19 protein-coding genes and 1 pseudogene are annotated in these 24910 nt (G+C 64.0%); 10 read left to right on the top strand and 10 right to left on the bottom strand.

The window, feature by feature from the left end; translation table 11 throughout:
• Window positions 1–6 precede the first annotated feature (6 nt).
• Window positions 7–978 carry a quinone oxidoreductase gene (locus LVJ94_03735; protein WXB06356.1) on the bottom strand — a complete coding sequence of 324 codons (972 nt, stop codon included), beginning with the start codon at window positions 976–978 and terminating at the stop codon, window positions 7–9.
• 89 nt (window positions 979–1067) lie between these two features.
• On the opposite strand from LVJ94_03735, the pseudogene LVJ94_03730 reads away from it, so the two are divergent.
• Window positions 1068–1847, top strand: a pseudogene (locus tag LVJ94_03730) (LysR family transcriptional regulator).
• A 55-nt stretch (window positions 1848–1902) separates the two neighbouring features.
• On the opposite strand, the gene LVJ94_03725 reads toward LVJ94_03730, so the two are convergent.
• Complete coding sequence (locus LVJ94_03725) at window positions 1903–2874, bottom strand: SMP-30/gluconolactonase/LRE family protein (protein WXB06355.1); 972 nt, start codon at window positions 2872–2874, stop codon at window positions 1903–1905.
• A 70-nt stretch (window positions 2875–2944) separates the two neighbouring features.
• On the opposite strand from LVJ94_03725, the gene LVJ94_03720 reads away from it, so the two are divergent.
• Entirely contained in the window at window positions 2945–3853 is a 909-nt protein-coding gene (locus LVJ94_03720; protein ID WXB06354.1) for a LysR family transcriptional regulator, read from the top strand.
• A gap of 573 nt (window positions 3854–4426) precedes the next feature.
• On the opposite strand, the gene LVJ94_03715 is transcribed toward LVJ94_03720, so the two are convergent.
• Window positions 4427–5011, bottom strand: coding sequence for a TetR family transcriptional regulator (locus LVJ94_03715; protein WXB06353.1), 585 nt, complete (start codon window positions 5009–5011; stop codon window positions 4427–4429).
• A 90-nt stretch (window positions 5012–5101) separates the two neighbouring features.
• On the opposite strand from LVJ94_03715, the gene LVJ94_03710 reads away from it, so the two are divergent.
• The 3 genes from LVJ94_03710 (at window position 5102) to LVJ94_03700 (ending at window position 7899) form a co-directional block, all read left to right on the top strand.
• Window positions 5102–5839: an SDR family oxidoreductase gene (locus LVJ94_03710; GenBank protein ID WXB06352.1), complete on the top strand. Its 738-nt coding sequence runs from the start codon at window positions 5102–5104 to the stop codon at window positions 5837–5839.
• A 250-nt stretch (window positions 5840–6089) separates the two neighbouring features.
• Window positions 6090–6404 carry an AraC family transcriptional regulator gene (locus LVJ94_03705; protein ID WXB06351.1) on the top strand — a complete coding sequence of 105 codons (315 nt, stop codon included), beginning with the start codon at window positions 6090–6092 and terminating at the stop codon, window positions 6402–6404.
• A 127-nt stretch (window positions 6405–6531) separates the two neighbouring features.
• Complete coding sequence (locus tag LVJ94_03700) at window positions 6532–7899, top strand: FAD-binding oxidoreductase (protein ID WXB06350.1); 1368 nt, start codon at window positions 6532–6534, stop codon at window positions 7897–7899.
• A gap of 141 nt (window positions 7900–8040) precedes the next feature.
• Here LVJ94_03700 and LVJ94_03695 read toward each other — a convergent pair whose 3' ends face one another.
• Window positions 8041–8634 (bottom strand): hypothetical protein, encoded by a 594-nt coding sequence (locus LVJ94_03695; GenBank protein WXB06349.1) that lies wholly within the window; start codon window positions 8632–8634, stop codon window positions 8041–8043.
• Window positions 8635–9006: 372 nt separating this feature from the next.
• On the opposite strand from LVJ94_03695, the gene LVJ94_03690 reads away from it, so the two are divergent.
• Window positions 9007–10047, top strand: a complete 1041-nt coding sequence (locus LVJ94_03690; GenBank protein WXB06348.1) for a right-handed parallel beta-helix repeat-containing protein — start codon at window positions 9007–9009, stop codon at window positions 10045–10047.
• A gap of 4 nt (window positions 10048–10051) precedes the next feature.
• Here LVJ94_03690 and LVJ94_03685 read toward each other — a convergent pair whose 3' ends face one another.
• The 6 genes from LVJ94_03685 to LVJ94_03660 all read right to left on the bottom strand — a co-directional run bounded on the left by LVJ94_03685 (window position 10052) and on the right by LVJ94_03660 (window position 18528).
• Window positions 10052–13333, bottom strand: coding sequence for an indolepyruvate ferredoxin oxidoreductase family protein (locus tag LVJ94_03685; protein ID WXB06347.1), 3282 nt, complete (start codon window positions 13331–13333; stop codon window positions 10052–10054).
• 130 nt (window positions 13334–13463) lie between these two features.
• The gene (locus LVJ94_03680) at window positions 13464–13967 is read right to left on the bottom strand and encodes a hypothetical protein (GenBank protein ID WXB06346.1); all 504 of its coding nucleotides are present in this window, start codon (window positions 13965–13967) and stop codon (window positions 13464–13466) included.
• Between the two features lie 75 nt (window positions 13968–14042).
• Entirely contained in the window at window positions 14043–15521 is a 1479-nt protein-coding gene (locus LVJ94_03675; GenBank protein WXB06345.1) for a carboxylesterase family protein, read from the bottom strand.
• Between the two features lie 218 nt (window positions 15522–15739).
• The gene (locus LVJ94_03670; protein ID WXB06344.1) at window positions 15740–15982 is read right to left on the bottom strand and encodes a hypothetical protein; all 243 of its coding nucleotides are present in this window, start codon (window positions 15980–15982) and stop codon (window positions 15740–15742) included.
• Between the two features lie 208 nt (window positions 15983–16190).
• Window positions 16191–17051, bottom strand: coding sequence for a methyltransferase domain-containing protein (locus LVJ94_03665; GenBank protein WXB06343.1), 861 nt, complete (start codon window positions 17049–17051; stop codon window positions 16191–16193).
• A gap of 49 nt (window positions 17052–17100) precedes the next feature.
• Window positions 17101–18528, bottom strand: coding sequence for a hypothetical protein (locus tag LVJ94_03660; GenBank protein WXB06342.1), 1428 nt, complete (start codon window positions 18526–18528; stop codon window positions 17101–17103).
• A 1002-nt stretch (window positions 18529–19530) separates the two neighbouring features.
• Between LVJ94_03660 and LVJ94_03655 the strand changes: the two genes are divergently transcribed.
• From LVJ94_03655 to LVJ94_03640, 4 genes are all read left to right on the top strand, one after another.
• A complete protein-coding gene (locus tag LVJ94_03655; protein WXB06341.1) occupies window positions 19531–22620 on the top strand; it encodes a TonB-dependent receptor in 3090 nt (1029 codons plus the stop codon).
• Window positions 22620–23453 (top strand): hypothetical protein, encoded by an 834-nt coding sequence (locus LVJ94_03650; protein WXB06340.1) that lies wholly within the window; start codon window positions 22620–22622, stop codon window positions 23451–23453. The genes LVJ94_03655 and LVJ94_03650 overlap by 1 nt, the downstream gene beginning before the upstream one ends.
• 96 nt (window positions 23454–23549) lie before the next feature.
• Window positions 23550–24116, top strand: coding sequence for an HAD family acid phosphatase (locus LVJ94_03645; GenBank protein WXB06339.1), 567 nt, complete (start codon window positions 23550–23552; stop codon window positions 24114–24116).
• Between the two features lie 68 nt (window positions 24117–24184).
• The gene (locus LVJ94_03640; protein WXB06338.1) at window positions 24185–24508 is read left to right on the top strand and encodes an EthD family reductase; all 324 of its coding nucleotides are present in this window, start codon (window positions 24185–24187) and stop codon (window positions 24506–24508) included.
• Window positions 24509–24910 lie beyond the last annotated feature (402 nt).

Below are 24910 nucleotides of genomic sequence, written 5' to 3'. Positions count from 1 at the left end.
TGGTGCTCATGGCAGTAGCACCGTTGCGCCCGTGGTCTCGCGCGCCTCGAGGCGGCGGTGGGCCTCGGCGGCCTCGGTGAGCGGGAGGCGATGGTGGACGGGGATCTTCACGGCGCCGCTCGACACGACGCGGAAGAGATCGTCGCTCATCGCGAGGACGTCCTCGCGTTTCGCGAGATGGGTGAAGAGAATCGGCCACGTCGCAAAGAGCGACCCCTTTTTCGCCAGGAGCATGATGTCGAATGGCGCGATGGGCCCGGATGCGGAGCCAAAACTGACGAAATGACCGCGGGGCCGGAGGGCATCGAGCGATGCGGGAAATGTCGTCTTGCCAATGCCGTCGTAGACGACGTGGGCGCCCTCGCCGTTCGTGATTTCCCTGACGCGCGCGACGAAGTCCTCCTTGCGGTACTCGATGACGTGGTCGGCGCCGTGGCTGCGCGCAAGCTCGGCTTTTTCCGGCGAGCCCACCGTGCCGATGACCCGTGCGCCGAGGTGCTTCGCCCATTGGGTGACGAGCAGTCCGACGCCGCCGGCTGCGGCGTGGACAAGGACGGTGTGGCCCGGTTCGACGCGGAATGTGCGGCGCAGAAGGTATTGCGCCGTCAGCCCTTTCAGCATCATCGCGGCACCGGTTTCGAAGTCGATGGCCTCCGGCAAATGCACGAGAAAGTGCGCGGGCACGACGCGCTCCTCGGCATAGGAACCAAGCGTCTCCACGTAGGCCACGCGATCGCCCGGCGCGAAATCGGTAACGCCCTCGCCGACGGCCACCACCTCGCCCGCGCCCTCGTTGCCGGGTGTGAACGGCAACGCTGGAGGCGCATACTCGCCGGTGCGAAAGTAGACATCGACGAAGTTCACCCCGATCGCCCGATTGCGAACGCGGACCTCCCCGGGCCCGGGTGTGCCGATCTCCAGCTGTTCATAGGCGAGCACATCGGGCCCGCCGTGGCGGTGAACGCGGATGCCTTTCACAGAATTCGTCCCTCTTTTCATGCCCGAGACATAGCGGCGCGCGAGGGTTGCTTGTAGGCTGATATCGGTGACATCAGAGTTCATCGAAAATGATATCTGAGGAAATCGGCCTCGACCTTCTTCGCACCTATGTGGCCGTCTGCCGACAAGGCAGCTTGAGCAAGGTCGCCGCGCAGACCGGCCGCACGCAATCCGCGCTGAGCATGCAGATGCGCCGGTTGGAAACGTTGCTCGACCGGCCCCTGTTTCAGCGCACCGGCCGCGGCGTGGTGCCCACCGCCGAGGGGGAGCTCTTTCTCGGGTATGCGACGCGCATCCTCGCCCTGAGCGACGAAGCAGTCTCGCGGCTGCAGCGCAGCGAGATCCGCGGCGCGGTGCGCATTGGGCTCGCCGAGGAGGTGGCCACGGCGGCGCTTCCCGCCGCGCTCGGGCGGCTTCATCGCGCGTACCCCGACATCCACCTGGACGTGGTGGTCGAGCATAGCGTCGCCCTGGGGCGGCTCTGGGGCGAGGACGGACTCGATCTCATGATCGGTCCGACCTCGGTGGTCGTGGCCGATGCCTTGATTACGTGGAACGTCGAGCTGCAATGGGCATGCGCCGTGGATTACGTCGTAGACGCGGAACGCCCGCTCGATCTCGCGGCCTTCGCCGCGCCCTGCCTGTGGCGGCGCCGCATGCTCGAGGCATTGACCGCCATCGCGCGCGAGCATCGCGTCACCTTCACGAGCCAGAGCATCACGGCGTTGCAGGCGGCCGTCGAAAACGGATTGGGGATCGGTCTACTTCCCCCCGACTCCCTTCGCGCGGGTGCGGTTCGCGCGCTCGAAGTGTCGGCCGGCGTCCCGGAGCCCCTCACCGTCCAATATGGCCTCTACGCCCGCGATCGACGAACCCCCGTGTTGGATGCGGTCATCGATGTCCTCAAAACGATTTCCACACGACCCGAAATGGCAAATGGGGCGGGGTCGGATCCTGACCAAACAGATGCAGAAGCTGCCCTTCGACGACCCACGCGCCGCCGTCGAACAGCGCAAACGTCGTAGGTTGATCCAGGCCAGGGGCCAGTACGGTGAGCGTTCCGGTGTCGTCGCCCGGCAGCGCGACGCGCACGAGTTGGTTCGCGAACCCCTCGACGAAGGCGAGGCTGCCGTCGGCTGCGACCTTTAGCCCATCGAGCCCGTTGGGCTTGCGGTCCAAGAGCAGCGCCGCCGCGGCACCCGCGCTCCCCGCAGCATCGATGGGGATCCGGTACAGCGCGTTGTTCTGGGTGTGCGCAACGTAAAGATTTCCCTTCGCCCAAGCGATGCCGTTCAAACCGAATTGACCTGGTCCGACCACCCAACGCGGATCGGTGGTCCATGCGCTGGCCTCGCCTTCCGTGAGCTTCGCGCCGGTCGCGATGCGCAGAATGCGTGGTGCATTCGAGTCGGTCGCGTAAAGATTGCCCTCACCGTCCAGCGCCACATCGTTGCAAAGACCCTGCGGCGCCGGAAAAGAGTGGCGCACGGCCACGTGACCATCGTTCAGGGCGATGCCGACGACAGCGCTCGGGAGCGAGCTGCGCATCGCCGAGTCGCACACCCAGAGAATGCCGAGATCTTCGTCGGCCACCATGCCCGCGGCGCTCGTGAGTGCGCGCTGGCCGGCAGGCCCGCTGGGCACGAAGGATTCCGGCTGCTGGCGACCCGGCCCGAGCCGCACGATGGCGCCCTCGGTCAAGCTGCCCACGAACAGGGTGCCATCGCGCATCCTTGCGATTCCTTCGGGAAAGAAATCGTTGCCAGGGAGCTCGAAGCTCGTGAAATCGTCGGAGGTCGAATCGCTGCATCCGGCCATCAGCCCGCCCACGAGCGCAAGGGCGAAGGGCCAAGGCCGTCGTATTTGCTCGAACATGCCCCCATGCTTAGCGACGCGAGCAGAAGCAATCCAATTGATATACGGTATTGTACTATAATTTTGGCGAATGGACGTTCGCTCGCTCAAAACGGTGGATCTCAATCTTCTGGTCAGCGCCGACGTGCTCCTTCGCCGTGCAAATCTGGGGCATGCCGCCAAGGAGCTGGGCATCACGCAACCCGCGGCGAGCCAGCGGCTGGCGCGGCTGCGCGATCTGTTCGGGGACCCGCTTCTCGTGCGCCGTGGCGGGCGGATGGTTCTCACGGCGTTCGCCGAGGATCTGCGCGCACCGCTGCAGCGGGTGCTGGCGGACATCAGTGTGGTCGTTCGTCGCGCGCCGGAGTTCGACCCGCGGACCACCGAGCGCCGGTTTCAGATCGGCACCACGGATTTCGCGGCGACGCTCCTGTTTCCGCCGTTGATCGCGCGGCTGATCGAGCAGGCACCGGGGGCGGCCATCGATGCGCGCGTGCTCGATACACCGCGCTACGAGGTCGAGCTGGAACGCGGGCTCGATCTCGTTCTCGGGGTGCTGCCCGAGCGGCCGGGCATTCTGCGACGCGCGCTGCTCGCCGACGGGTTCTCCTGTCTAGTGCGCCGAGGGCACCCGCTCGCGGGGCGGCGTCCCACGCTCCGGCGCTTTGCGGAGTTTCCTCACGTGATGATGAGTCCCGCGGGCTCGGGGCCCGGCGCGGTCGACGCGGCACTCGCCCAGCACGGTCTCACGCGGCACGTGGTCCTGCGCGTCGCGACCTTCGCGATGGCGCCGCCCGTGCTCGAGGGGACGTCGGCCATCATGACGCTGCCTTCGCACCTCGCTCGGCACTACGAAAAGCGGTATCGGCTGGCGTCGTTTCCGCCGCCGCTCGCGCTTCACGAGATGATCGTCCACGCCGCGTGGAGCACGCGCAGCGAGGGCGATCCCGGTCTGCGCTGGCTCGTGGAGCGGCTCGAGGCGGTTGCGCAGCACGCCTAGGGGTGCCCCGGTTCTCGTGTGTGAGTGAGCTGGCCTTCGTCGCGACGGGGCAGAGCCTCCCACGGCAGCGGGACGACAAACGCGTGCGTGATCGCGCGTTCCGCGCAACCTCACACGTTTCTTCTTCTGGCCTTCTCTTTGCCAGATAAAAATGAGGGTAGGAAAAGTTCCGGTGGATACGAGCAGTTTTGGCTGCTTCCCCAACGAGGACTTCGGCCACCGGTCCGCGACCGCAGCGCTTCCCGTCACCGCCCACGTGTTGTTCCCGATAGCTGGACGCCCTTGGGCGTTGGTTCCCTGCCTTCTCGGGCACGCGGACGGCTGTTACCTCCCACTCATACCTTGCGGTAACCCATCACTCTGATCTGCAACCTTGCGAGCGGGGTGTCCGGAACACCCACGCACCAAGGTCTGCCCCGACGCATTGCCAATGCGGTGCCAACCCGCGTGCACGCGAAAATGCGCGAATCCGCGCAGGTGCCCTCTGTCCGGGACGAATCAAGGCCCGTCCCGGACACCCTGTGGCGTGCGTTCTCGGGGCACGCGCCGGGCGCGGTCGCTGGCGCCAATTGGCTAGCGCACCTCGAGGCACGCTTGGAGCGCGGCGCCGAACCGGGCGGCGAGGCGTCCCTGTGGGGCCTGCTCCAACTCGGACGAAGCGAGCGCCACGCGCAAGGTCACGAATCCGAGCACGCACGCCGTGAGAAGTGCCGCACGTGCCGGCGCATCGCGCCCGCCCAAATGCTTCGCGAGGGGCCCGATGAAGCCCGCATGCAGCGCCCTGGAGAGGATGGGCCCGGCGATGGGACTCGCGGCCGAGCGCAGCAGAAAGCGAAATCCGTCGAAGTCGTCCGGCGACGCCTCGTCGACCTTGCCCAGGAGAAACTGCGCGATGCGCAATCCCAGACCCTCGAGCGGACCATCGAAGGGCGCCTCCAAGGAGAAGGCACCATCGGCCACGGCGGCAAACAAGTCTTCCTTCGAGCCAAAAAGCCGAATCACGATGGCCGGGTCGACCTTGGCCACCGCCGCGAGCTCGCGAACCCCCAGCTGATCGAATCCGGCCTGGCAAAATCGCGTGCGGGCAGCCGCGAGGATGCGCTCCCGCGTTTCCGCCGCCGGCACGCGGCGCGCTTTCTTGTCAACACTCGTTGACAAACCGTTCGCCCCTTCCTACGTCCATGATGTCAACACCTGTTGATTACCAGGCCGGGCGCGACGTGTCGAGCCCGAATGAAGGAGAGATCCATGCAGCTTTCAGGGAAGATCGCCCTCGTCACGGGCGGTACGAGTGGCATTGGTGCGGCCACGGTGCGGCGCCTCGCCTCCGAGGGTGCTCGCGTCATCGTCGTGGGTCGAGAGGGACCGCGCCTCCGGCAGCCGGCGGTGCATCTCGAACGAACGGAACCCATCGCCGCCGACGTGACGAACGCTCATTCCATCGCGCGCCTCATGTCCGACGTGAAGGAGCGACATGGTCGCCTGGATGTCTTGGTCATCAATGCAGGCATTGCGACCGCACCGCCCATCCACGAGCTCGATCCTACATCGTACGATGCGTTGATGGACGTGAACTGCAAGGGCGCCGTCTTCACCTTCGTGCACGCCCTGCCACTGCTGGCCGATGGCGCGTCGGTGGTGTTCGTCGGCTCGGTGGCCGCCCGCAAAGGGCAACCGGGGGACGCCCTCTATGCCGGCAGCAAAGGATTTTTGCACGCATTCGCCCGCAATGCCGGCACGAGTCCCGAATTGCTCCAACGGCGCATTCGCGTGAACGTCGTCACACCCGGCCCGATCGATACGCCACTTTCAGCGGCCGCGACGGCGGATCCGCAAATACGCGCCTACGTCGAGGGACTCATTCCCATGGGCCGGTGGGGCAAGGCCGAGGAAGTCGCCGAGGCGATTCTTTTCCTCGGTTCCCAAGCTTCCAGCTTCACCACCGGCGCGGAGATCACCGTCGACGGCGGAATGTCCCACGCCTAATTCCGCGCGCGAGCGATGGCCTTTTTCGAAGCATGGGTCGAGTTCGCTCGGCACGACCATTCGATTGGCGGGCCCCCGTTTGAACGGTTTGCGCAAACAGACGACCCACGCGTATTGCGCAAACGCGAATATGGGAGATAATGGCGGATTCGGTAATGACCTTCTCTATCGAAGCAGCGTCGCGAACGCATTCGTAGAGCTTATCGTGGAGCAGCATGTGACGAGACCCGCCAGCCCCGTTCGAGGCGTCATGAGCGCAGCGGCGCTATTGCGCATCACCGAATTCATCCACGCCAACATCAATCAGCCCCTCGAGGTAGGAACGCTCGCCGGCGTCGCCGCGCAAAGTCGATTCCACTTCTCGCGGGTGTTCGCCCGCTCGGTGGGCGTGTCGCCACACCGGTACGTCATGCAACTTCGCCTGCAGCGCGCGCGCGATCTGCTCCGCGATGGACGAAAGACGCTTTCCGAAATTGCCTATGCCACCGGCTTCGTCGATCAGAGCCACCTGACACGCTGGTCGCGCAAGATCTACGGGGTTCCGCCCGGTAGGCTGCGTCGGTAAAAGACTTCGTCGCGTCTGCGAAGAGCACGCACGTCCAATATCGCGCTCGCGCCCTGCACCAAACAGGGGGTGGTTGGGTGCAGATCCACGTGCGGTGCTCAGGCGGAGCTCTTTTCAAATGACCACGATGACGGCTCATTCCATCTCCGGAAACGGAGTCCGGGTCTCTTTGTCGCGCCCCGGTGAGGTCGGTTATGCAGCGGCCACCGACATTTGGGCACGTCCGAGCGGATTACCCCCCGCAGCCATCGCCCACTGCCGAACCGCCGTCGAAGTGCAGCTCGCCGTGCGGGCGGCGCGGGAGCATGGTTTGCCCCTTTCCGTGCGCGGTGGCGGCCACGGGTGGACGGGCAATGCACTTTGCCCCGAAGGCTTGGTCATCGATTCGAGCGGGATGCGGCAAATGGGCCTCGAAGCCTATGGCCATGTCATGACCATGGGCGGCGGCACCCTCGCGCGCGACGTCTTTCGCGTGGCCGATCGCATCGGGCGCGCGGCCGTGACCGGCTCCTCGGGGGCCGTTGGCATGGCCGGATTGACGCTCGGCGGCGGCTACGGCCCACTCATTGGCCGCCATGGCCTCGCGCTCGACAACCTGCTCTCGGCCGAGGTCGTTCTCGCCGACGGGAGCCTGCTGCGCGCGGACGACGACACGAACCCCGAGCTCTTTTGGGCCCTTCGTGGCGGCGGCGGCAATTTCGGCGTCGTAACGCAGATGCGCCACCGGCTGCACCTCTTGGAGAGCGTTTACGCAGGCCCCATTTTTTATCCATTGGCCGAGGCGGCGCAGGTGCTGCGTGACTGCGCCACGTTGCTGGAGGCCGCGCCCGATGAATTGACGGCGCAAGTCGGCTTTCTCTCCGGGCCCGACGGCCAACCGGTCCTCATGATTGCGCCCACATGGATCGGCGCCCCAAAAGATGCCGAGCGCGAGGTCGAGCCCTTCACGCACCTCGGTACGCCGCTGGCCGTGATGCTCTCCCACAGCCCCCCCGGCGCCGCGAATTCCTTGTTCGACGAGCACACGGTCAACGGCAACGACGTCATCATGGATTCGCGACGCTTGCCACGCCTCGAGGCAGGCAGCATCGACGCCCTCATCGCCGCCGCGCACACGCGCCCCTCCCCAGGCTGCGCCATCGTGACCCACGAGTTCCGCGGGGCCGCCACGCGCATCCCCACCCGAGCCACCGCCTTCGGCATGCGCCGCGAGCACGTGCTCGTGGAAATCGTCGCCACGTGGGACGGTCGAAACGACCCCGATTCAATGGCCGATCGACAGCGCGCATGGGTATCGAACCTTTGCCACGCACTCGCCCCCTTTTCACTCCCCGGAGGCTACGCGAACATCCTCGCCGCAAGCGACGCCCCTGAGCACATCCGAGCAAGCTATGGCCCGAACGCCGATCGACTCGCCCGGGCCAAACGGCATTTCGACCCCGACAACACTTTCGCCCGCGCCATCCCCTTGCCCAGCCTTCGACCCGACGCGTAGAGCGCGTCTTGGTCGAAATGGAGAATTTGAACAGGGAGATCGGGAGTTTCTGAATAATTTCCTAAAACCTCCCGATCTCCCGATCTCCCTGTAAACCCCAATCCGGCCGACAACGCCCGAAGATCGAGTTCCTTGGCCCCGTCATCCGCCGTCGAACACCCCGCGGTAGATGACCGGGCGGAACACGCGCATCGCCAAATCGATTTTCGGGACGAAGGCCGAGGTATAGGCCAGCGACAGCCGATACCCATTCTTCATCCGACGAAATTCCCAAAGGTGCTCCATCTCCGGGTGCCTGGCGCGAAATGTCGGATCCGCGGGGTACAGATCCAAGTGGACCAGGACGTGTTCTCCCACCACGCCATCGACGATGGCCTCACCGGGGATGTCGGTGAGCGTGCGTGGGCCGGCAGGACCTTTCGCGGTGCATAACACGGCGACTGCGGCCAATTCTGGCCAGGCCACGGTCCACGAGCGTCCCTGGGGCTCCTCCCAGCGTATTCCCGCTTGATCGAGAATCAGCCGGCGACGGCGAATGGGAACGAGCAGCGAGAGGAGTCCCAGCCCCAGAAGGAAAAGCCCGAAGAGCGTCAATCCAATGCGCACGCCCATGCCGCCGTCGTCGACGCCTTCCCCCGTGATGCCCGGATACGTCGATGCGATCCCGAAGCCCACGGCCACCGCACCGGCAACGCGAAACTGGAACCTCACCTTCTTGCCAATGTCGAGAATCACCGGAGGTCCCGATGTGGACAGCTGCTCGTCCGCCGCCGGGTATGGCGACAACGGTTGCGGGCCACGCCCGCCGTCGTGACGTGAGTTCACCATCGCAATGTAGCGCGGAGTGCGATCGCGGGTGCATGGTTCGTTTGAAGCATTGACGCAATGCAGTAATAGCGTCGAACCAATTTTGCTCTCGGTCGCGCTTGATCCGGCTTATGACACCGGTTACCTTCACGGCCGTCCGATGAAGCCTGCGCGGAGATCCGCGCAAACGATGGGCTGCACGATCGCCTCGGGCGTGAATGTGCATCCCGTTCGTATCGCATTGTGACTCACCCCACGCGGAGGACTCTCATGCTCCACGATTCCAATCGCCGTAGCGCCATGAACGGTCGTCTATTCCTGTGGTTTGCATTCGCCGCGCCGCTATGGACGGCGTGTGCCGCCGACACGTCTTCGCGGGAAGACGACTCGATGGGCAACTCCCCCGCGGCGCTCGATCTCGCCGAAAATGCCGCCGCAGCACCATGCACGGACTCCGCAAACCGCGTCGTTCGCGTCTCGACGGCCGCGCAGCTCAAACAAGCGCTCACCGATGCCAAAGCGGGAGACCGCATCGAGCTCGCCGATGGCACGTATTCCGGCCGATTCGCCGCCACGGCCTCGGGGACGTCGAGTGCGCCCATTCGGCTCTGTGGTTCGGCCAAGGCCATTTTGAATGGTGGAAGCCCGGGGAGCGGTTACGGATTCTCGTTGAAAGGGAGCTACTGGGTCCTCTCGGGGTTCAGTGTCACCCAGAGCCAAAAGGGCATCATGCTCGATTCGGCCAATCACAATCTGTTGACCAATCTGGAAGTCTACGACACCGGCATGGAGGCCATCCATTTCCGGACCCATAGCAGCGACAACGTGCTTCGCGACTCGCGGGTCCGCAATACGGGAAAGTCGAATGCAGGCTTCGGCGAAGGGGTGTACATCGGCACCGCCAAATCGAACTGGGGTTCGCAGACCGGTGGAAAGCCCGACAAGAGCGATCGGAACCAGGTGATCAACAACCGCATCGGCCCCGGCGTCACGGCCGAAAGCATCGATATCAAGGAGGGCACCACCGGCGGCCGCATCGAGGGCAATACATTCGATGGAAATGGCATGACGGGGGAGAACTACGCCGACTCCTGGATCGACGTAAAAGGCAACGGATACCTGCTGAAGAACAACACCGGCAGCGATGCGCTGCTCGACGGGTTCCAGCTGCACCAGGCCGTAGACGGCTGGGGAAATGACAACGTCTTTCAGGGCAACAAGATCAGCGGCGTTCCGAACTATGGCATCTTCGCCGTGTCGGCGGTCACCGGCACCGTCGTTCGCTGCGACAATACGATCTCCGGCGGCAAAGGCCTTTCGAACATCACGTGCACGCCTTGAGCCGCTACCCGCGCAGCACGGCGAGCAGCTCGCTTTGACGCGCCCGGTAGGCGTCGACATTCTTCAATTTGATCGCCTCGTAGCCGCGCACCATGTCCGGGAGCGCGGCCAGCTCGGCGATCGTGTCGGCGTCGCCTTTCGTATCGAGTGCGTCGAGCACGGCCGTCTGGTATTCGCCCACGAGCGTGCGTTCAACACGGCGAACGTGCGCATAGCCGAAGACATCGAACCAGGTGCCGCGCAGAATGCGCATCGCGCTCAGGATTCGAAACATGGGACGGAACCAGCGCCCCAGGGAGAGCTTTCGCTTCAAACCGAGGGCGCGAAGGAGCGGCGGGTGCAGCAAATACGAATATTTCGCGCCGGCGCCGAACTTCGCGTCGACGTCCAGCATCAATGATAGGCGCGCAACCTCGTATTCGTCTTTGTACGCCATGAGTTTGTACAGATGGCGGGCCACGGCGTGGGTGACCTTCTCCACGCCGTACGCCTGCACGCGCTCGACGAAATCGCGGTACGTCCGCGCGTAGCTCGGGCTCTGGTATTCGGCCAAATCGGCCGCACGATGCTCGATGAGCTGGGTCAAGTCCGTGACCGGCTCGGGGGCTTCCTCCGCGGGCTGGCAAAATGCGCGGCGGCCATACCGGAATGCCTGCAAGTTGCGCTCGACCGAGGTTCCGTTCAAGTGAATGGCTCGTTCGATGGCGCTCTCAGGCAGGCCAATCACGCCGCTTTGATAGGCCGCGCCGAGTTGAAGTATGTTCGCATATTGGTCGTCGCCGAACAGTTCTTCGGCCAAGGCGCGTGCGTCCAAATAGAACGACGTGCGCGCCGCAACGGAGATGGCCGAGCGAAGGTCCCCTCGCTTCGGATACGAAAGATACGGATCGGCGACCATGCGGCCCGTCGGCACCTCCGACGTGGAGACGATGGCCGTCGACCGCGACGGATCCGCCGCGGCCAAGTGCAGCGGATCGGCCCCCACCAAGGCATCGCATGCAAGGTACAGATCCGCCTCGCCTTCGCTGAGCTTTGCCGCTCGTTCGATGGGTTCGGACGTCACCTTGATGTCGGAAACGACCGCGCCCCCCTTTTGCGCGAGCCCAATTTGATCGAGCGTGCGCACATGTTTGCCTGCGAGGGCCGCCGCCGTCCCCAGGATCTGCGAGAGGGTCACCACGCCGGTGCCGCCGACGCCCGTGATGCGCACGGTGAAATCACGGTCGCCATGGTGCACGGGCGGCAGCTCGCTCGACTCGAGCTTCGCCGGCTCGCGGCGCGCGCGCTCGCCGGGAACGACGCGGAGAAACGACGGGCAGTCGCCGCCGAGGCACGAATAATCGACATTGCACGACGATTGATGAATCCGCGTTTTGCGCCCGTATTCGGTCTCCACCGGCTGGACGGAAAGGCAATTCGACTTCACGCCGCAGTCGCCACACCCCTCGCAGACGCGCTCGTTGATCACCACCCGGGCGACCGGCGTGTCGCGCACACCGCGCCGTCGCTTGCGGCGCTTTTCCGCCGCACACTCCTGATCATGAATCAGCACGGTCACACCGCGAACGGTCGCCAGCTCCTCTTGCGCACGCACCACCTCGTCGCGGTGCCGCACGTCGACTGCCTCGGGCAGGGAGAGCGCACGCAGCCGGTCGGGGTCGTCGCTGGTGATGATCACCTTCTTCACGCCTTCGACCAGGAGCAACTGCGCAATGCGCTCGACGGGAAGGCTGCCCACCGCATTTTGGCCGCCGGTCATGGCCACGGCCGAATTGTGCAACAGCTTGAAGGTGATGTTCGCATCCGCGGCCACCGCCGCGCGCACGGCCAGGCTGCCCGAGTGCGCAAAGGTTCCATCGCCGATGTTCTGCACCAGATGCGGTGTATCCACGAAGGGCGACATCCCAATCCATTGGGCCCCCTCGCCGCCCATTTGCGTAATGCCCACGATGTTGCCGACCTGCTCCGGCTTCATGAGCAACGCCAGCGTGTGGCAGCCGATTCCTCCGCCGACCAATGTGCCCTCGGGCACCTTGGTCGACGTGTTGTGCGGACACCCCGAACAGAAATACGGCGTCCGCGCCAGCAGAGGAACGGCGACCCGCTCGGGGCGCCTTCGCTCCTGCCACGCGCGCACGGATTCGATGTCACCGCGGGCCAAGAGGCACCGCGCGAAAACGGCCGCCATCGCATCGGGCTCGAGTTCGCCGAATTCGGGAAACGAGCTCTTGCCATGGATTTCCGGAGCGTCCGGCAAACCATAGAGGATGCTTTTGACGGCGGCCTCGATGAAGCTCCGCTTTTCCTCCACGACGATGACTTCGACGAGCCCGGAGGCAAACGCACGAACGATCTCGGGGTCGATGGGATGGATCACCCCGAGCTTGAGGATCCGTATTCCAAACCGCTGCAACGCTTCCGCGTCGAGTCCGAGCGCCCGCAGGGCCTGACGGACGTCCAAATACGATTTACCGGACGAGACGATTCCAATCCGATCCTGCGGGCCGCGGAGGATTCGATTGACCCCGCTCGCGCGCACGTACTCCAGTGCGCGTGGAAGCCGCTCCGTATACAGACTTCGCTCGAGGGCGATCTGTTGGCCGAGCAGGCGGGCATTGGGTACGTGCACGGCACCCGGCAATTCCGGAGGCGCCCACGTCGAGGGCACCCGCACGGTCCCGGCGGCGTCGGCGACATTGGCGACGATCTTCATGGCCGCCCACAGGCCGCTCACCCGCGAGAGCTGGACCGCGTGCAGTCCGTATTCGAGCAGATCCTGCGAATCGGCGGGGTAAAAAACCGGCATCGCCAGATCGGCGAGCGCCTGCTCGGAACTGGTGGGCACGGTGGACGATTTCGCATTGGGGTCGTCGCCCACGAGGGCCACCGCGCCCCCGTGCGGATCGGTGCCCACGAGGTTCGCGTGCCGGAGGGCGTCCGTGGCACGGTCCAAACCGGGGGCCTTGCCGTACCACATGCCGACCACGCCATGGGGCCGGCGGGCCAACTGGCTGCCCATGACCGACGTGGCGGCCAGCTCCTCGTTGAGCCCGGGGCGATGCACGATGCCCAAAGGCCCGAGCATGCTCGCCCGGCGAGCGAGCTCGAGATCGAAACCACCCAGGGGCGATCCCTCGTACCCCGAGACGAAGGCCGCACTCGCACGGCCTCTTCGGCGATCGTAGCGCGCTTGATCGAGCAGCACCCGGACGAGCGCCTGAATGCCGGTTAAGTATACCGTCCCTTCGGTACGGAGGTAGCGATCCTCCAGCGAGAACTCGTCCATTCCCCCTGACGATGGGGAAGGCGCGTTTCGCGCACAAGAGGGGACGGGTGTCATCGCACGTCGAGCCCCCTTGAGGCATCCGTGGCGGGACCATTGCCGCAACGCCGAGAATTTTCTCGGGCGCCGTCTCCTACTTGGCCGCGCTGTCCTCCGACTTTTCCCCGACGTCGGAGCGAAAAATGGTGACGGCAAAGTGGCCGTGGCCGGATGTGACCTTGGCCTGCAAGCGGTACGACCCGGACACCCTGGGGCAATACTCCAGCAAGACCCGCGACGACGTTCGTTCATGGCGGCGCGAGGCGCGGCGGTTGTCCGGATCCCGCAGATACAACGACATGCCCTTCACCGTTTCGTCGCCCGCACCGCTGAACCAGTAGCAGCGGCGACCATCGAGCTCCACGGTCCACTCTTCGTGATCGTCCTGGCGGAGAGCAATGCCACGGAGAACGTCGCCCATCCGCTGCCCGTGCTGGTCCGACGACATGACCTTTCCCTCGTCGTTGGCCTGCGTTTCGAGCCAATCGGGCGGCGCCGCCGTCTTGGGCTCCTCTTCGGGCCGACAACCAAGCACACCGAGCAAGCCAAGCGAGATCACGCCCATGCGTGAGAAGAAGAAGGAAGAGTGACGCGACATGCCCCCCTCATAGTACGAAGCCGCGCCACCCTGCCACTTGCGCCCCGCACTACCGCGCGCGGGGCTTCGCGCGACTCATTGGAGGCTGCTCCAGAAGTCGCACCGGTGCTCGGTGCCAAAGTCGACGGAGTGAATCCCGCCGGCGCCCACGTTCAGCGATTGCACGTAGGGCACCGCATTGGCACCGCGGAAGCGTGTCCAGGAGGGCAATTCGGAAGCATTCGGATTGCCGGTTTTCGCGAAACGCGTCCAATAGCGCATCATCGACGTGGAGAGCGCCTTCTGCTCCTCGGTGAAGTTTGGATTGAAAGGCAGGACGTCGAAAAGATAGAACAGCTCCGACGTGTGCATGGCCCCCGGCGGCATGCCCGGAGGAACCGGAAGAACCGCCGGCGCATTGCGGTCGGCAAACTCGAATGCGTAGACGGGCGTTTTGGCGGCGAGCAAGCGCTCACCCTGCAGCGTGGGGCACGCGACCACGCGATCGGTGATGACCGCCGCCCACGCCAGCGCGGGAGAATCGTAGTCGCTGAGCGGATAGTGCGCTTCGACCTCGTCCGCGTGTTCCGCATACGAGGTTTTCAGCAATTCGCGGTATCGCTCGGCGGTAATGGGGTTGCGCACGTGGTACGTGAACACGAAGGCTCGACCCTCGTCGAGGTTCGAGCCCGCGAGCACGGGGACGCGGTGAAATCGCCCTTCGGCGAGCGCCTTCGCGGGGTGCTCCGGCAAAATGCGCGAGCCATAAGACGGATACCCAAACGCGGGCGGCCCCTGCACCGCCGGGGACGCGAGCAAATCGGCCGCCGACATATTGCGCATGCATTCGATGGCCGTTTTCGGATCGGCGCAACCCAAGCCCTGGGCCGCCGCCGAACCGCGGGCGCGTGCCTCCTCGGGCGAGAGCCAACCGGATCCCGCCGCGCTGTCCGGGTCGAGTCCTTGATTGGGCCAGTCGGTCGTGCACATGCCGCTCTGCATGACCGCGCGATGGAAAAGCCCCGCCGAGGATGGCGACGTCAGGAGCGCACACACGCTCAAGCCGCCCGCGGACTCGCCGAAGAAGGTCACGTTGTTCGGATCGCCGCCGAACGCTCGCGCATTGCGCTGCACCCAGCGAAGCGCCGCCAGCTCGTCTTGCAAGCTGAAATCCGTGTCAGAAAGGCCCGGGTGCGCGAGCAAACCGAAGACGCCGAGTCGATAATTGGCCGTCACCACCACCGCATCCCCCAATTGGGCCATGCGATGCGGATCGTAGCGATGCGCGAAGCCGCTCGTGAACGCCCCGCCGTGCAGCCACACCATGACCGGTTTGAGGCCGCTCGATGTGGGTCCGCGCGGGGTGGTCACATTGAGGTAAAGGCAGTCCTCCGCACCGGTGACCGGCTTGGCTCCGCCACCTTGCACGCAGGCGTTCGGCGCCTTGGTCGCATCACGCGGCTCCGACCACGCGGTGACGGGCCCCGGCGCGAGCCATCGTCGTTCGCCCACCGGCGGCGCGGCGTACGGGATCGCTTGGAAGCTGCGATACCCGTCGAACAAAGCCCCCTTCACGGGGCCCGAATCGGTCTCGACGAGAGACTCGTCCCCCTCCGCGAGGGACGAAACGCGCCACGCTTCATCCTTTGGCGCAGATTCGGCAGAACATCCCCCCAGGAATAATCCGCTCATTGCGGCGGCAAGCCATCTGGATCGCTCGGGCATCGATTCCTGTACGTAAAGCCCAAGCGATTCCTTTCGGACTCAGGGAGACATTTCTTACGTATCCATCTTCACGGGACGCAGCAAAGCTGGCGGCCGCGCGTGCACTCGTTCGGACCGGCGGCGACCTGGCCAGGGCATACCTCCCGCTGTCCGATGCAGTAGCCCCCCATTTCAAGACATGCATCGATGCCTTGCGTTTTGGCACTGCCCGTGTCGACCGCGGGGACATCGTCGCCCGTGGGCTCCTCGGAAGCACTGCTACAGCCCGTGATGGCCAAGGCGGCGACCAAGATGACGGCAAGCATTTTCATGATGAAGCTCCTTTCTTGGAAGCTGTATCGCAAAAGATACTTCCCTTCGACCGCAAAGAAGCCATTCCACATCCCATTCGACGTGGCGCATTTCGTCGTAAAAATGATGCCAATGAACGGGCCATATGGGCGATGAACGGGGTCAAATGCGAAAACGCTCGGCGTCGGAGCGATCCGTCGCCGAGCGTTTTTCCTTTTGCGCCGAATGTCAGATCTTGTCGGCGGCGATGAGCAGGTAGTGGAAGCTCCCCTCGCGGTAGGCGGTGAGGAAAGGATCCTCCACGCCGGTGGCGACGGACGACTTCGCGCGTAGCTCCCAGTAGGGAATGGTGGCGGCCGTGAGATCCACCACGTTGATCGGCACCAGGTTGTTGGCCGCGAGCGCGCGGAAGTATTCGCTCCGCGCGTGCACGTTGCACGTGTAGCGCTCGTCGATTTGAATGACGGCCTTGGAACGCCCGCCGGTCAGATCGTTCCAGCAGCCGGTGATGCAGACGTAGCGGCCACCGACCTTGAGCAGCCGCGAGAACTCTTTGAAGGCCTCGAACAAGTCCACGTACATCGTGGTCTCGTTGGTCCAAATGCCCCGCATCGAGCCCGTCTCGAAGCCCGTGTCGAGCATGTTGCGGAAATGAAACTTCACCTTGTCGGTGACCCGGCGGTCGCCGGCTTGGTTGTTGGCGAATTCCACCTGGGCGGTGGAGATCGTCACGCCATCGACCTGGCAACCGAATCGACGGTTGGCCATGAAGCTGGTGCCGCCACGCCCCGATCCGGCGTCGAGCAAACGATCTTCCGCGGTGATGCCACCGAGGTGGTCGAGAAGGTAGTCGCCCTGCGCGGATTCGAGTCGGTGCAATTCGGCGATGATCCGCTCGTCGCGCGTCTTCTCCGGACCATCCCACACGGACGGGTCGACATCTCCGATGCCGTAGTGGTGGTGGTAGAGGCCATCGACGTCACCAAGCCGCAGGTTGACCGGGTCCCGCTCGGCGTTCCAATACGCCGCGATGGACTTTTGATAAGGAGTTCGCAAAACGGGACGGTTGTTGGTGGTTATGGCTGTCATCGTGGCTGGCTGTCCTTTCCCCTACGAGCAACGTCGTGCGCGTATCCGGTTATGCCGTCGAGTCGGCATGCTGTGTCTTGTCGTTGGTGCGTTTTGCGTCGTCCGAGTGATAGCGAAGGGTGGTGGCGTGCCATTGGCGACTGCCGCCACACCACGCCCAGAGGTCGGTGAAGAAGCGGCGGAGCGCCGGCGAACCTGCGGCACTGAGCACCGCGGCCTCGGCAACGAACATTTGCATCAGTTCGTTGTGGATCTCCACCGTACGCGCGATGGCCTCGCGGTGCGTGCATTTTTCCTCGGCGATGATCGCTTCGGGCAAACTGATGTCGTCGTCCGACTCTTTGGACGCCGAGTAAAGGTCGTTGAGCAAGACCGCGGCGAGACCGACCATCAGCACGGCACGCCGCACACCGGGGTTGTAGAACTCCTGCGGCGATAGCTCGTAACCGGCAATCGAGTCGACCAAGATCATCGGGGGCAGGTAGCTGTTGTGCTGCCGGTGCACGAGGTAGTGCCAAACCGCGGGCTGCTCTTTGGTGAGGCGCCAGCTCGCATTTTGGTCGAGCGTGGTGAACAGAATGGCCATCTGGTGCTGAAACCGGGCCATTTGCGCGGTGGTCGTATACTTGGCCAGGTGCTCCATGCCGGAGCGGAAGGCCCGCGCGATGGCGTCGTCCTCGAGGTGCTTGTCGACCTGCGGCGCATACCGCACGGGCAGCGCGACGGGATCCACGATGCCGTAGAGAAGACCGTAGCGCGCGGCGGCCGTGGCCGGGTCGGCACCGAACTTCTCCTCATCGAGGTAGTAGTCGTCGGACGCCCACTCGGCGATGACCACCTTGGCGGCCGCCAGCAAGCGATCCGGATCGTTGGTGGCCGGATGCGTGAGCATCATCAAGCGGCCAAAGTCACACTTTCGCAAATGGTCGAGCTGCCCTGGGTAAATCCCCATTTCGCCCGCCCATGCGACCAGCTGGTCGTTGACCAACTGACCCAACGCGGGATCGTCCCGCACGGGACCGGGACAGAAAAGCTCCGGGGTGTCCGGCTGATGTGGACTCACCCACGCCGCCGACGCTCCTAATTGGGATAGCCCTACGCGATCGAGCAGCTCCTGGTCGACGGTGACCGATTCGCCCTGCTCCGGCGCGGCTTTCGGTGCGTGATGCGGGTGAAGCCCCCCGATCAGCCGAGCGGCGGACGTACCCAGCCCCTTCGGCCCGGTGATGGTGGCCGGCTCGGCACGCGGGATCGGGACACTTTCACCGTGCCGCGTTCCAATCGGCCGAGCGGCCGAGGTGCCCAACCCGTTGGGGCCCACGATCACCTGCGAACGCGCGGGTTTCGGCGATGGCGGGCCATGGCCCGGGAACAAATCGGAAAGCGCAACCGACGGAGCTCCGCGCATATCCGCGACCAGCGACGACGCGAACTTCCCGGCATCGTGCGTCGCAGTAGGCACAAGCATAGTTGCCATTCGGGACATGAGCGGTGACACCTTTCTGGCGGTCGCGAATCGACATCAACGGTGGAGGGGCACGACCGAAACGAATTTGAAATAGATGTTACGCGGGGCGTGACGTGCGGGGTGGGCGAGGAGGGCTAGGCGAGATGGCGCGCGAAAAGCGCAGGGATCGTCACCGAATCTGGCTCAACGCAGCACACACGCTTCCCAGCCCCCCAACATTCACGGCGAACATCGTTCTCGGAGAATCGTGAACGATCGTGAAAGGATTCGCGAGGCACGGTAGTTCGATAATGCCCTCGACGCAAGTGATTCCGAATCAGTTCCCAACTGAGCAAGTACGCCGCACATCATCACGACGGACGCCGCGACGACGCGTGGCAGAACCATGACTGAGCCGCCCACGGGCTCACTCCGACAGCATCGGCCGATGGCCAGCATCGACCATCGATGTGAGTCAATTTGACCTCACGTGGGCACCGAGGTCGTCCGCGACCCCCCCCTCGCCCGCGAAGCCGCAGTCCGTTGCGCTCTGGCAATCATGGATACGAGCCTCGCGCTATTTCGATATGACACTTCGTTCCAAGTCGATATTTCGAATTGAGCCGGCCGTCGAAGAACGAACGTCGTTTGTCGACCGATGTTGGCGCGGGTTGCGCCAAATCGTCTGGCGCACCGGCTCCTTGCTCGACGCGCCACGCATCACGGCGCACACACCCGATCGCGCCGCGGTATGTCGTGGGTGTAAAGGCGCCGTCAAATCGCTGGCACGCGTTAGCGAATTGTCACTGATACGTATTTCTCGATATCCGATCAATTAAGTTTGAAATCAAGCCAGTGATCGGTTCACTATCTCCGTAGAGTAGCGTGGGGGTACTGCGCTTCTATCCAAGTGAACGGCGGAACGGCGTGTCGGCGCAAATGCGCACGAAAGCGCGTCGGGAGAGCGGGGAAGACATGCGGCTTCGATATTCTTCAACATGGGCCCTTTCCATTGGTGCGATGTCTGCGACCATGGCCATCGTCGCTCCGGCACGCGCGCAGGGCTCCGCGGTGCTCACGGGCAAAGTAAAGGATACAGCGACCGGCAAAGCGATTGCCGACGTCGTCGTCACGGTGACATCGAAAGCCCTTCAGGGCGAGCAAATCGTAACGACCGACGCGTCAGGATCGTATCGCATTCCCTCGCTGCCGCCCGGCGACTACGAGCTGCACCTCGATAAAGAGGGATATCGTGCGTATCAACGCAATCAAATCCAGCTCCGGGCCGATGCCACCATTCGGCTCGATGCCGAGTTGCTTCCCGACGGATTCGTCGCGCCGGTCGTGCTCATCAAACCCGTAGCGCCGGTCGTGGACATGGGATCCAGCAGCACCGGAACGAACATCAATGAAGACTTCGTGCTTCGCGTCCCGGTGACCAATCCCGGGGCGCACGGCGGCGCGCAGCGTACCTTCGAGTCGGTGGCCGAAGCCGCCCCCGGCGCCAACGCCGACCAATTCGGCACCTCGCTCGGCGGGGCCACGTCCCCGGAGAATGCGTACGTCGTCGACGGTGTTCGTACGAACAGTGCCAAATACGGTATCAACGGATCGCCGCTGTCCATCGAATTCATCAAAGAGGTGAACGTCCTTTCCGGTGGGTACATGCCGGAGTACGGCCGGTCCACCGGTGGCATTCTCAATGTCGTCACCAAATCGGGCAGCAACGAGTTCCACGGCTCAGCATGGGCCAATTGGACACCCGGCGCGCTGGAGGGCAGTCGCAAGTATCCCTATTTTACCGGAACGGCCATTCAGACGCGCCGGTCCCTCGGCGACATTTATGACGTGGGGTTCGACCAGAGCGGACCAATCGTGAAGGATAAGCTCTGGTATTACGTGGGATTCGGAGTTTCCCGTGCCGTTTACAACTTGGACCGCTCGATCTGGGCGACGGCATACAATGCCGATGGAACCGTCGCCAGCACGTCGGAACTCCCCGGCACGAACAAGCAGTACAAGGCCACGGCCACCTCGTATCAAATCTTCGCGAAGCTCGACTACCGCGTCAATCAGAGCAACAAGCTCGCGCTCACCTTCGCGGCCACACCGACGATGGCGGGCGGCGGGGGAGATTACGGCGTAAACCCGACCACGGGCCTCGTCGAGGGAGCCAGCACCCGGGAGTTCAATCTTTTCGGCACCTACGGCGCGCAGGCGCACACGTACCAATCGGGCGCGTTCGACACGGTGCTCAAGTGGACGACGGACTTCGACAACAAGTCCAAAATCGTCGAAACGACCTTGGGCTGGCACCACGAGATCGGGGGCGTGCTGCCCGCCGACGGCTTCAACGTGGGCAGCGGCCTGGGTTACTCGGCCATTCCGCACGTGTGGTATCGGCGAACGAACCCCTCGCCGCACAGCCTCACGGACTTCGAGAATGTACCCGGATGCGGGACGGCCACGGTGACCGACTCGGATGGAAAACCGAGAACCCTTCCGACGTGTCCTGTGCCGGAATATCGGGCCGGCGGGGCCGACTTCATCAACAAGCAAGTCATGGACGTGTACTCGTTCAAGACCGTCGGCACGGTCCTCGCGCAATTCATGGGCCACCACGTGATCAAGGCCGGTATCGATGTCGAGCTTTTGAGCTCGTGGTGGAGCCGCGGATACTCCGGCGGGATGCGCTGGCGCGAGGACCCGAAGGGGCAAAGCTTTTTGGCGCACCGCGCCTATGGCTATTTGCAAGGGCCGGACCAGCCGGTGGAAGTGGACCGCTGGGTCACGCGCACGTATTCGCTGAACGTCGGCGGATTCCTCCAGGACAGCTGGCAGATCTTCGACAAGGTGACGCTCAACGCGGGTGTTCGTTACGACAATCAGTTCATGTTTGGCAGCGACGGCAAGATGCTCATGACGTTGCCGAACCAGATTTCGCCACGCCTAGGCCTGATTTTCGATCCCACACAGTCAGGGCGCTCGAAGCTTTTCGTCAACTATGCGAGGTTCTACGAGAGCGTCCCGCTGAATCTCCTGGATCGCCAGACGGGCGAAACCCAACTCCAGCAAGAGGTGGATCCGGCAAAGTGCAATCCGCTCGATCCCACGCAAGCCGCGGGCGTGTGTCGTACGAACGTGGCGCGCAATCGCTACCCCGCGGCGGGCGGCTTTGGGAACACGCCCGATCGCAAGTACGGGACCATCGGCGGCGGCAAGGGGGTCATCGATCCGGATATCTCGCCGCAGTCGTCCAGCGAGTTCGTGGCCGGCGGCGAATACGAGATCGTGAAAAACGGCCGCTTTGGTCTTTCGTACACCCGCCGCTGGATGAACAACGTCATCGAGGACATGAGCAACGACGACGGGGCCACGTACTTCATTGGCAACCCGGGAAAGGGAATCGGCAAGTCCTTCCCCGAGGCAACGCGCAACTACGACGCGGGAACCGCCTACTTCATGAAGAACTTCAGCGACAACTGGCTTGCGCAGGTAAGCTACACGTTGTCCTGGCTCCGGGGGAATATCGCGGGCCTCTACGATCCCACCACCGGACAGCTCGATCCGAACATCAACGGGACCTACGATCTCAAAAGTCTGCTCGTGAACCAAACGGGCGATCTCCCCGGCGATAGGCGCCACAGCTTCAAGGTGTTCGGCGCCAAAGATCTTCCGATTACCTCCAACTCCACGGTGCAGTTGGGTGGCTCGTTTCAAGCGTCCTCGGGCCGCCCGACGAACTTCCTCGGGGGGCACCGCACCTATGGCACCGACCTCATTTACATCCTGCCGCGCGGCACGGGCGACCGTATGCCGTGGACGTACAACTTCGGCGCACACGTCGGCTACCAAGTGCGCTTTGCCGGCGGCACGACGCTCGCGTTTACCATGGACGTCTTCAATCTGCTCAACTTCCAGGGCGAGATGAGCCGTGATCAGCGGTACACCTCGGCCGACACGCGGGCCATCCCCAATGGGACGCGCGGCGACCTCCCCAACAATGTGCGAGGGCAGGACGGTACGCCTTTTTCGCCGAGCGCCATCAATCCCAACTTCGGCCGCGCCGACTACTACCAAGAGCCGCGCCAATTCCGCTTCGGCATTCGAGGGAGCTTCTGATGTCCAAATTCGTTTTGTCGTGTTTGCCGCGCTTTTTGGGTTCTTCGCTGCTGCTCGGCGGCGCGTTGGCGGGAGGTTGCAGCCAATCGGAGCCGCTATGCCGAACGGGGACGGGCACGTACACCGTCAAGTACACGCTGCTGTCCGGGGGTGGGGCCTGCGCCAACTTGAAGGCCGACGTGCTCCTGGTCAACTCGTACATGGATATCGGCGACGATGGGAAGCCCGCGCTGGAGACATTCCCTGCGGCGCTCACGCCAATGGCCTTGGCCAAGTTGGTCGACGAAGCGCAAAAGCGGCTCGCGCTCGATCCGCGCGCCGACGTCGATACCGATCCCACGCACCATACGTACGCAGCCGGGCGATTCACCACCGACGAACCGCAGAGGGATTTCTGCGACATTCCCCGTCCGAGCCCGGTGATCCAGCAGCTGCCGCATCTGCCCGCCGTCCCGGCCGATCCTGCGAACCAAAAGCCGGGGCTCCCGGAAAAGGCCGCCACCTTCATTTCGTACGAGTTTTCCGATTGGCATGTGTATTTCACACCTGCGCATGCGGGAAATCAATTCCGCATCCATCTTCGGTACACGGTCGACGGTGACACGTGCGAGTACGACGGGCGTGCTGCCCTCTTTGGAGCGCGCACCTCGTGCGACTTCGGTGACGGTACTCCCTACCCCCTGGCCTGCGACGCCGAGGCCCACCCGGAGGCCAAACTCGCCGACGGCACGGTCCTCTTCTTGGGCTCGGGTGTCGACCCGGACTTCCCCGTCGAATGCGATCGCGACACCTTGCTCTGCGTCCTCTCACGGGATCCTCCCGCGCTCGAATAGAGCCAGGCGCGCCGCCCGTCGACTCGTCGCGAGAACGTCACGCTGGCGTGACGCGCGACGGTCGACCTCGGGCCATGGGGCGCGAGGAGGTTTTCAATGACGTGGTCTTTCAAGGCTGTGCGTAGAATCGGTGGGGGCCTTGCGCTTGCCGCTTGGGCGATGGTCTCTCCTGCGGCGATGGCGGCCGAAGTGTCGTACGAGGAGTGGCAGCGGGATGTCGAAGAGGCGGTGAGCGGCGTCGTTCCCTACCTGCAAGATAGGCTTTCGGGCGGCGGCTCCAACTTGGCGATCGTGCTCGATATCGACAACACGGCGCTGGTCTCCTCGGATTTCCCCGAGGAATCGGGGCAGGCCAATGCGCCGGTCCTCGACGCCGCGCGGTGGGCGCATGATCACGGGTACGCGATTCTGTTCGTCTCGTACCGCGCCGAGGGCGCGAGAAACTCGACCATCCGCGCGCTCGAAGGCGTCGGCTATGCGGTGGACGGACTCTGTCTCCGAAATGGCTCCGGCGGTCGCGCCGCCTCGAAGCAACGCTGCCGGCGCGAATTCGCGTCGAGCGGATACACCATCACGGCGAACATCGGCAATCTCGACACCGATCTCCAAGGCGGCGATTACGAAAGAGGCTTCAAGCTGCCCGATTACGGCGTACTTCAGTGAGGGGGGGCCTACGGTTGACCTGAGAGGTTGCGCTTGCGGGAGCCGAGGAAGGTGCCTAGTTGCCACGCATGGTTCGCGTTTCCGTTAGCTATCCCGCAGGCGAAGGCAAGACCTTCGACCTCGAATACTACACGACCAAGCACATGCCGCTCGTGGGCGCGTTGCTAAAGCCCGTCCGATACGAAATCGACGACGGCGTGGGGGGGGTCACCCCGGGCTCGGCGGGGCCGTACTTGGCTGCGAGCTATCTGTACTTCGAAACTGTTGACGACTTTCGCACGGCGGCCGCGCTGCACCTCGAACACCTCGTTGCGGACGTTCCCAACTATACGAATAGCCCGCCTGTTATTCAGATAAGTGAGATTGTCGCATCCGTCACGCCGACGCGATAACGGTCTCGTCTCCGCCTAACCCGCCAAAGAGTGGCCAACCACGCCATCGCTCGCGCGTGCGAGAGCGTTACCGGCTGGCCACAGGGTGTGATCGACGCTTTACGGTTTCCGCGGCGAAAGGTCGTGCATCCGGCAATTTCTCGAAAAACGGGCACGGCGCGGTCGTTGCTACGACAGGGCGTACAGGGAAACGACCCAAGGGAGCGGCATGAATCGACCCGCAAGAGCCTGTACGACCGCCTGTGTCGCAGTCGCCGTCTTTGCTTTTTACGATACCCGACATGCATATGCCCAAGCACTAAAGCGATTCGATCGCTCGCATCGCGGCTCGTCGCCATCGCGTTCCTCCCCATCCCGCGCGTCGCCAACACCTCCCTCGCCTTCACGATCGTCGCCGTCACC

The organism is Sorangiineae bacterium MSr11367 (assembly GCA_037157805.1).
In the GTDB taxonomy this organism is placed as follows: Bacteria; Myxococcota_A; Polyangia; order Polyangiales; family Polyangiaceae; genus Pendulispora; species Pendulispora rubella.
The sequence above is the reverse complement of the archived record's forward strand: the minus strand, read 5'-3'. Positions and strand labels throughout refer to the sequence as shown.

Excerpts from the sequence above, each read along its gene's own strand:
- LVJ94_03700 (WXB06350.1), top strand. The coding sequence starts at position 6,532 with ATGACGGCTCATTCCATCTCCGGAAACGGAGTCCGGGTCTCTTTGTCG.
- LVJ94_03650 (WXB06340.1), top strand. The coding sequence starts at position 22,620 with ATGTCCAAATTCGTTTTGTCGTGTTTGCCGCGCTTTTTGGGTTCTTCG.
- LVJ94_03645 (WXB06339.1), top strand. The coding sequence starts at position 23,550 with ATGACGTGGTCTTTCAAGGCTGTGCGTAGAATCGGTGGGGGCCTTGCG.
- LVJ94_03705 (WXB06351.1), top strand. The coding sequence starts at position 6,090 with ATGAGCGCAGCGGCGCTATTGCGCATCACCGAATTCATCCACGCCAAC.
- LVJ94_03725 (WXB06355.1), bottom strand. The coding sequence starts at position 2,874 with ATGTTCGAGCAAATACGACGGCCTTGGCCCTTCGCCCTTGCGCTCGTG.
- LVJ94_03690 (WXB06348.1), top strand. The coding sequence starts at position 9,007 with ATGAACGGTCGTCTATTCCTGTGGTTTGCATTCGCCGCGCCGCTATGG.
- LVJ94_03680 (WXB06346.1), bottom strand. The coding sequence starts at position 13,967 with ATGTCGCGTCACTCTTCCTTCTTCTTCTCACGCATGGGCGTGATCTCG.
- LVJ94_03710 (WXB06352.1), top strand. The coding sequence starts at position 5,102 with ATGCAGCTTTCAGGGAAGATCGCCCTCGTCACGGGCGGTACGAGTGGC.
- LVJ94_03685 (WXB06347.1), bottom strand. The coding sequence starts at position 13,333 with ATGGACGAGTTCTCGCTGGAGGATCGCTACCTCCGTACCGAAGGGACG.
- LVJ94_03655 (WXB06341.1), top strand. The coding sequence starts at position 19,531 with ATGGCCATCGTCGCTCCGGCACGCGCGCAGGGCTCCGCGGTGCTCACG.
- LVJ94_03665 (WXB06343.1), bottom strand. The coding sequence starts at position 17,051 with ATGACAGCCATAACCACCAACAACCGTCCCGTTTTGCGAACTCCTTAT.
- LVJ94_03660 (WXB06342.1), bottom strand. The coding sequence starts at position 18,528 with ATGGCAACTATGCTTGTGCCTACTGCGACGCACGATGCCGGGAAGTTC.
- LVJ94_03720 (WXB06354.1), top strand. The coding sequence starts at position 2,945 with ATGGACGTTCGCTCGCTCAAAACGGTGGATCTCAATCTTCTGGTCAGC.
- LVJ94_03640 (WXB06338.1), top strand. The coding sequence starts at position 24,185 with ATGGTTCGCGTTTCCGTTAGCTATCCCGCAGGCGAAGGCAAGACCTTC.
- LVJ94_03670 (WXB06344.1), bottom strand. The coding sequence starts at position 15,982 with ATGAAAATGCTTGCCGTCATCTTGGTCGCCGCCTTGGCCATCACGGGC.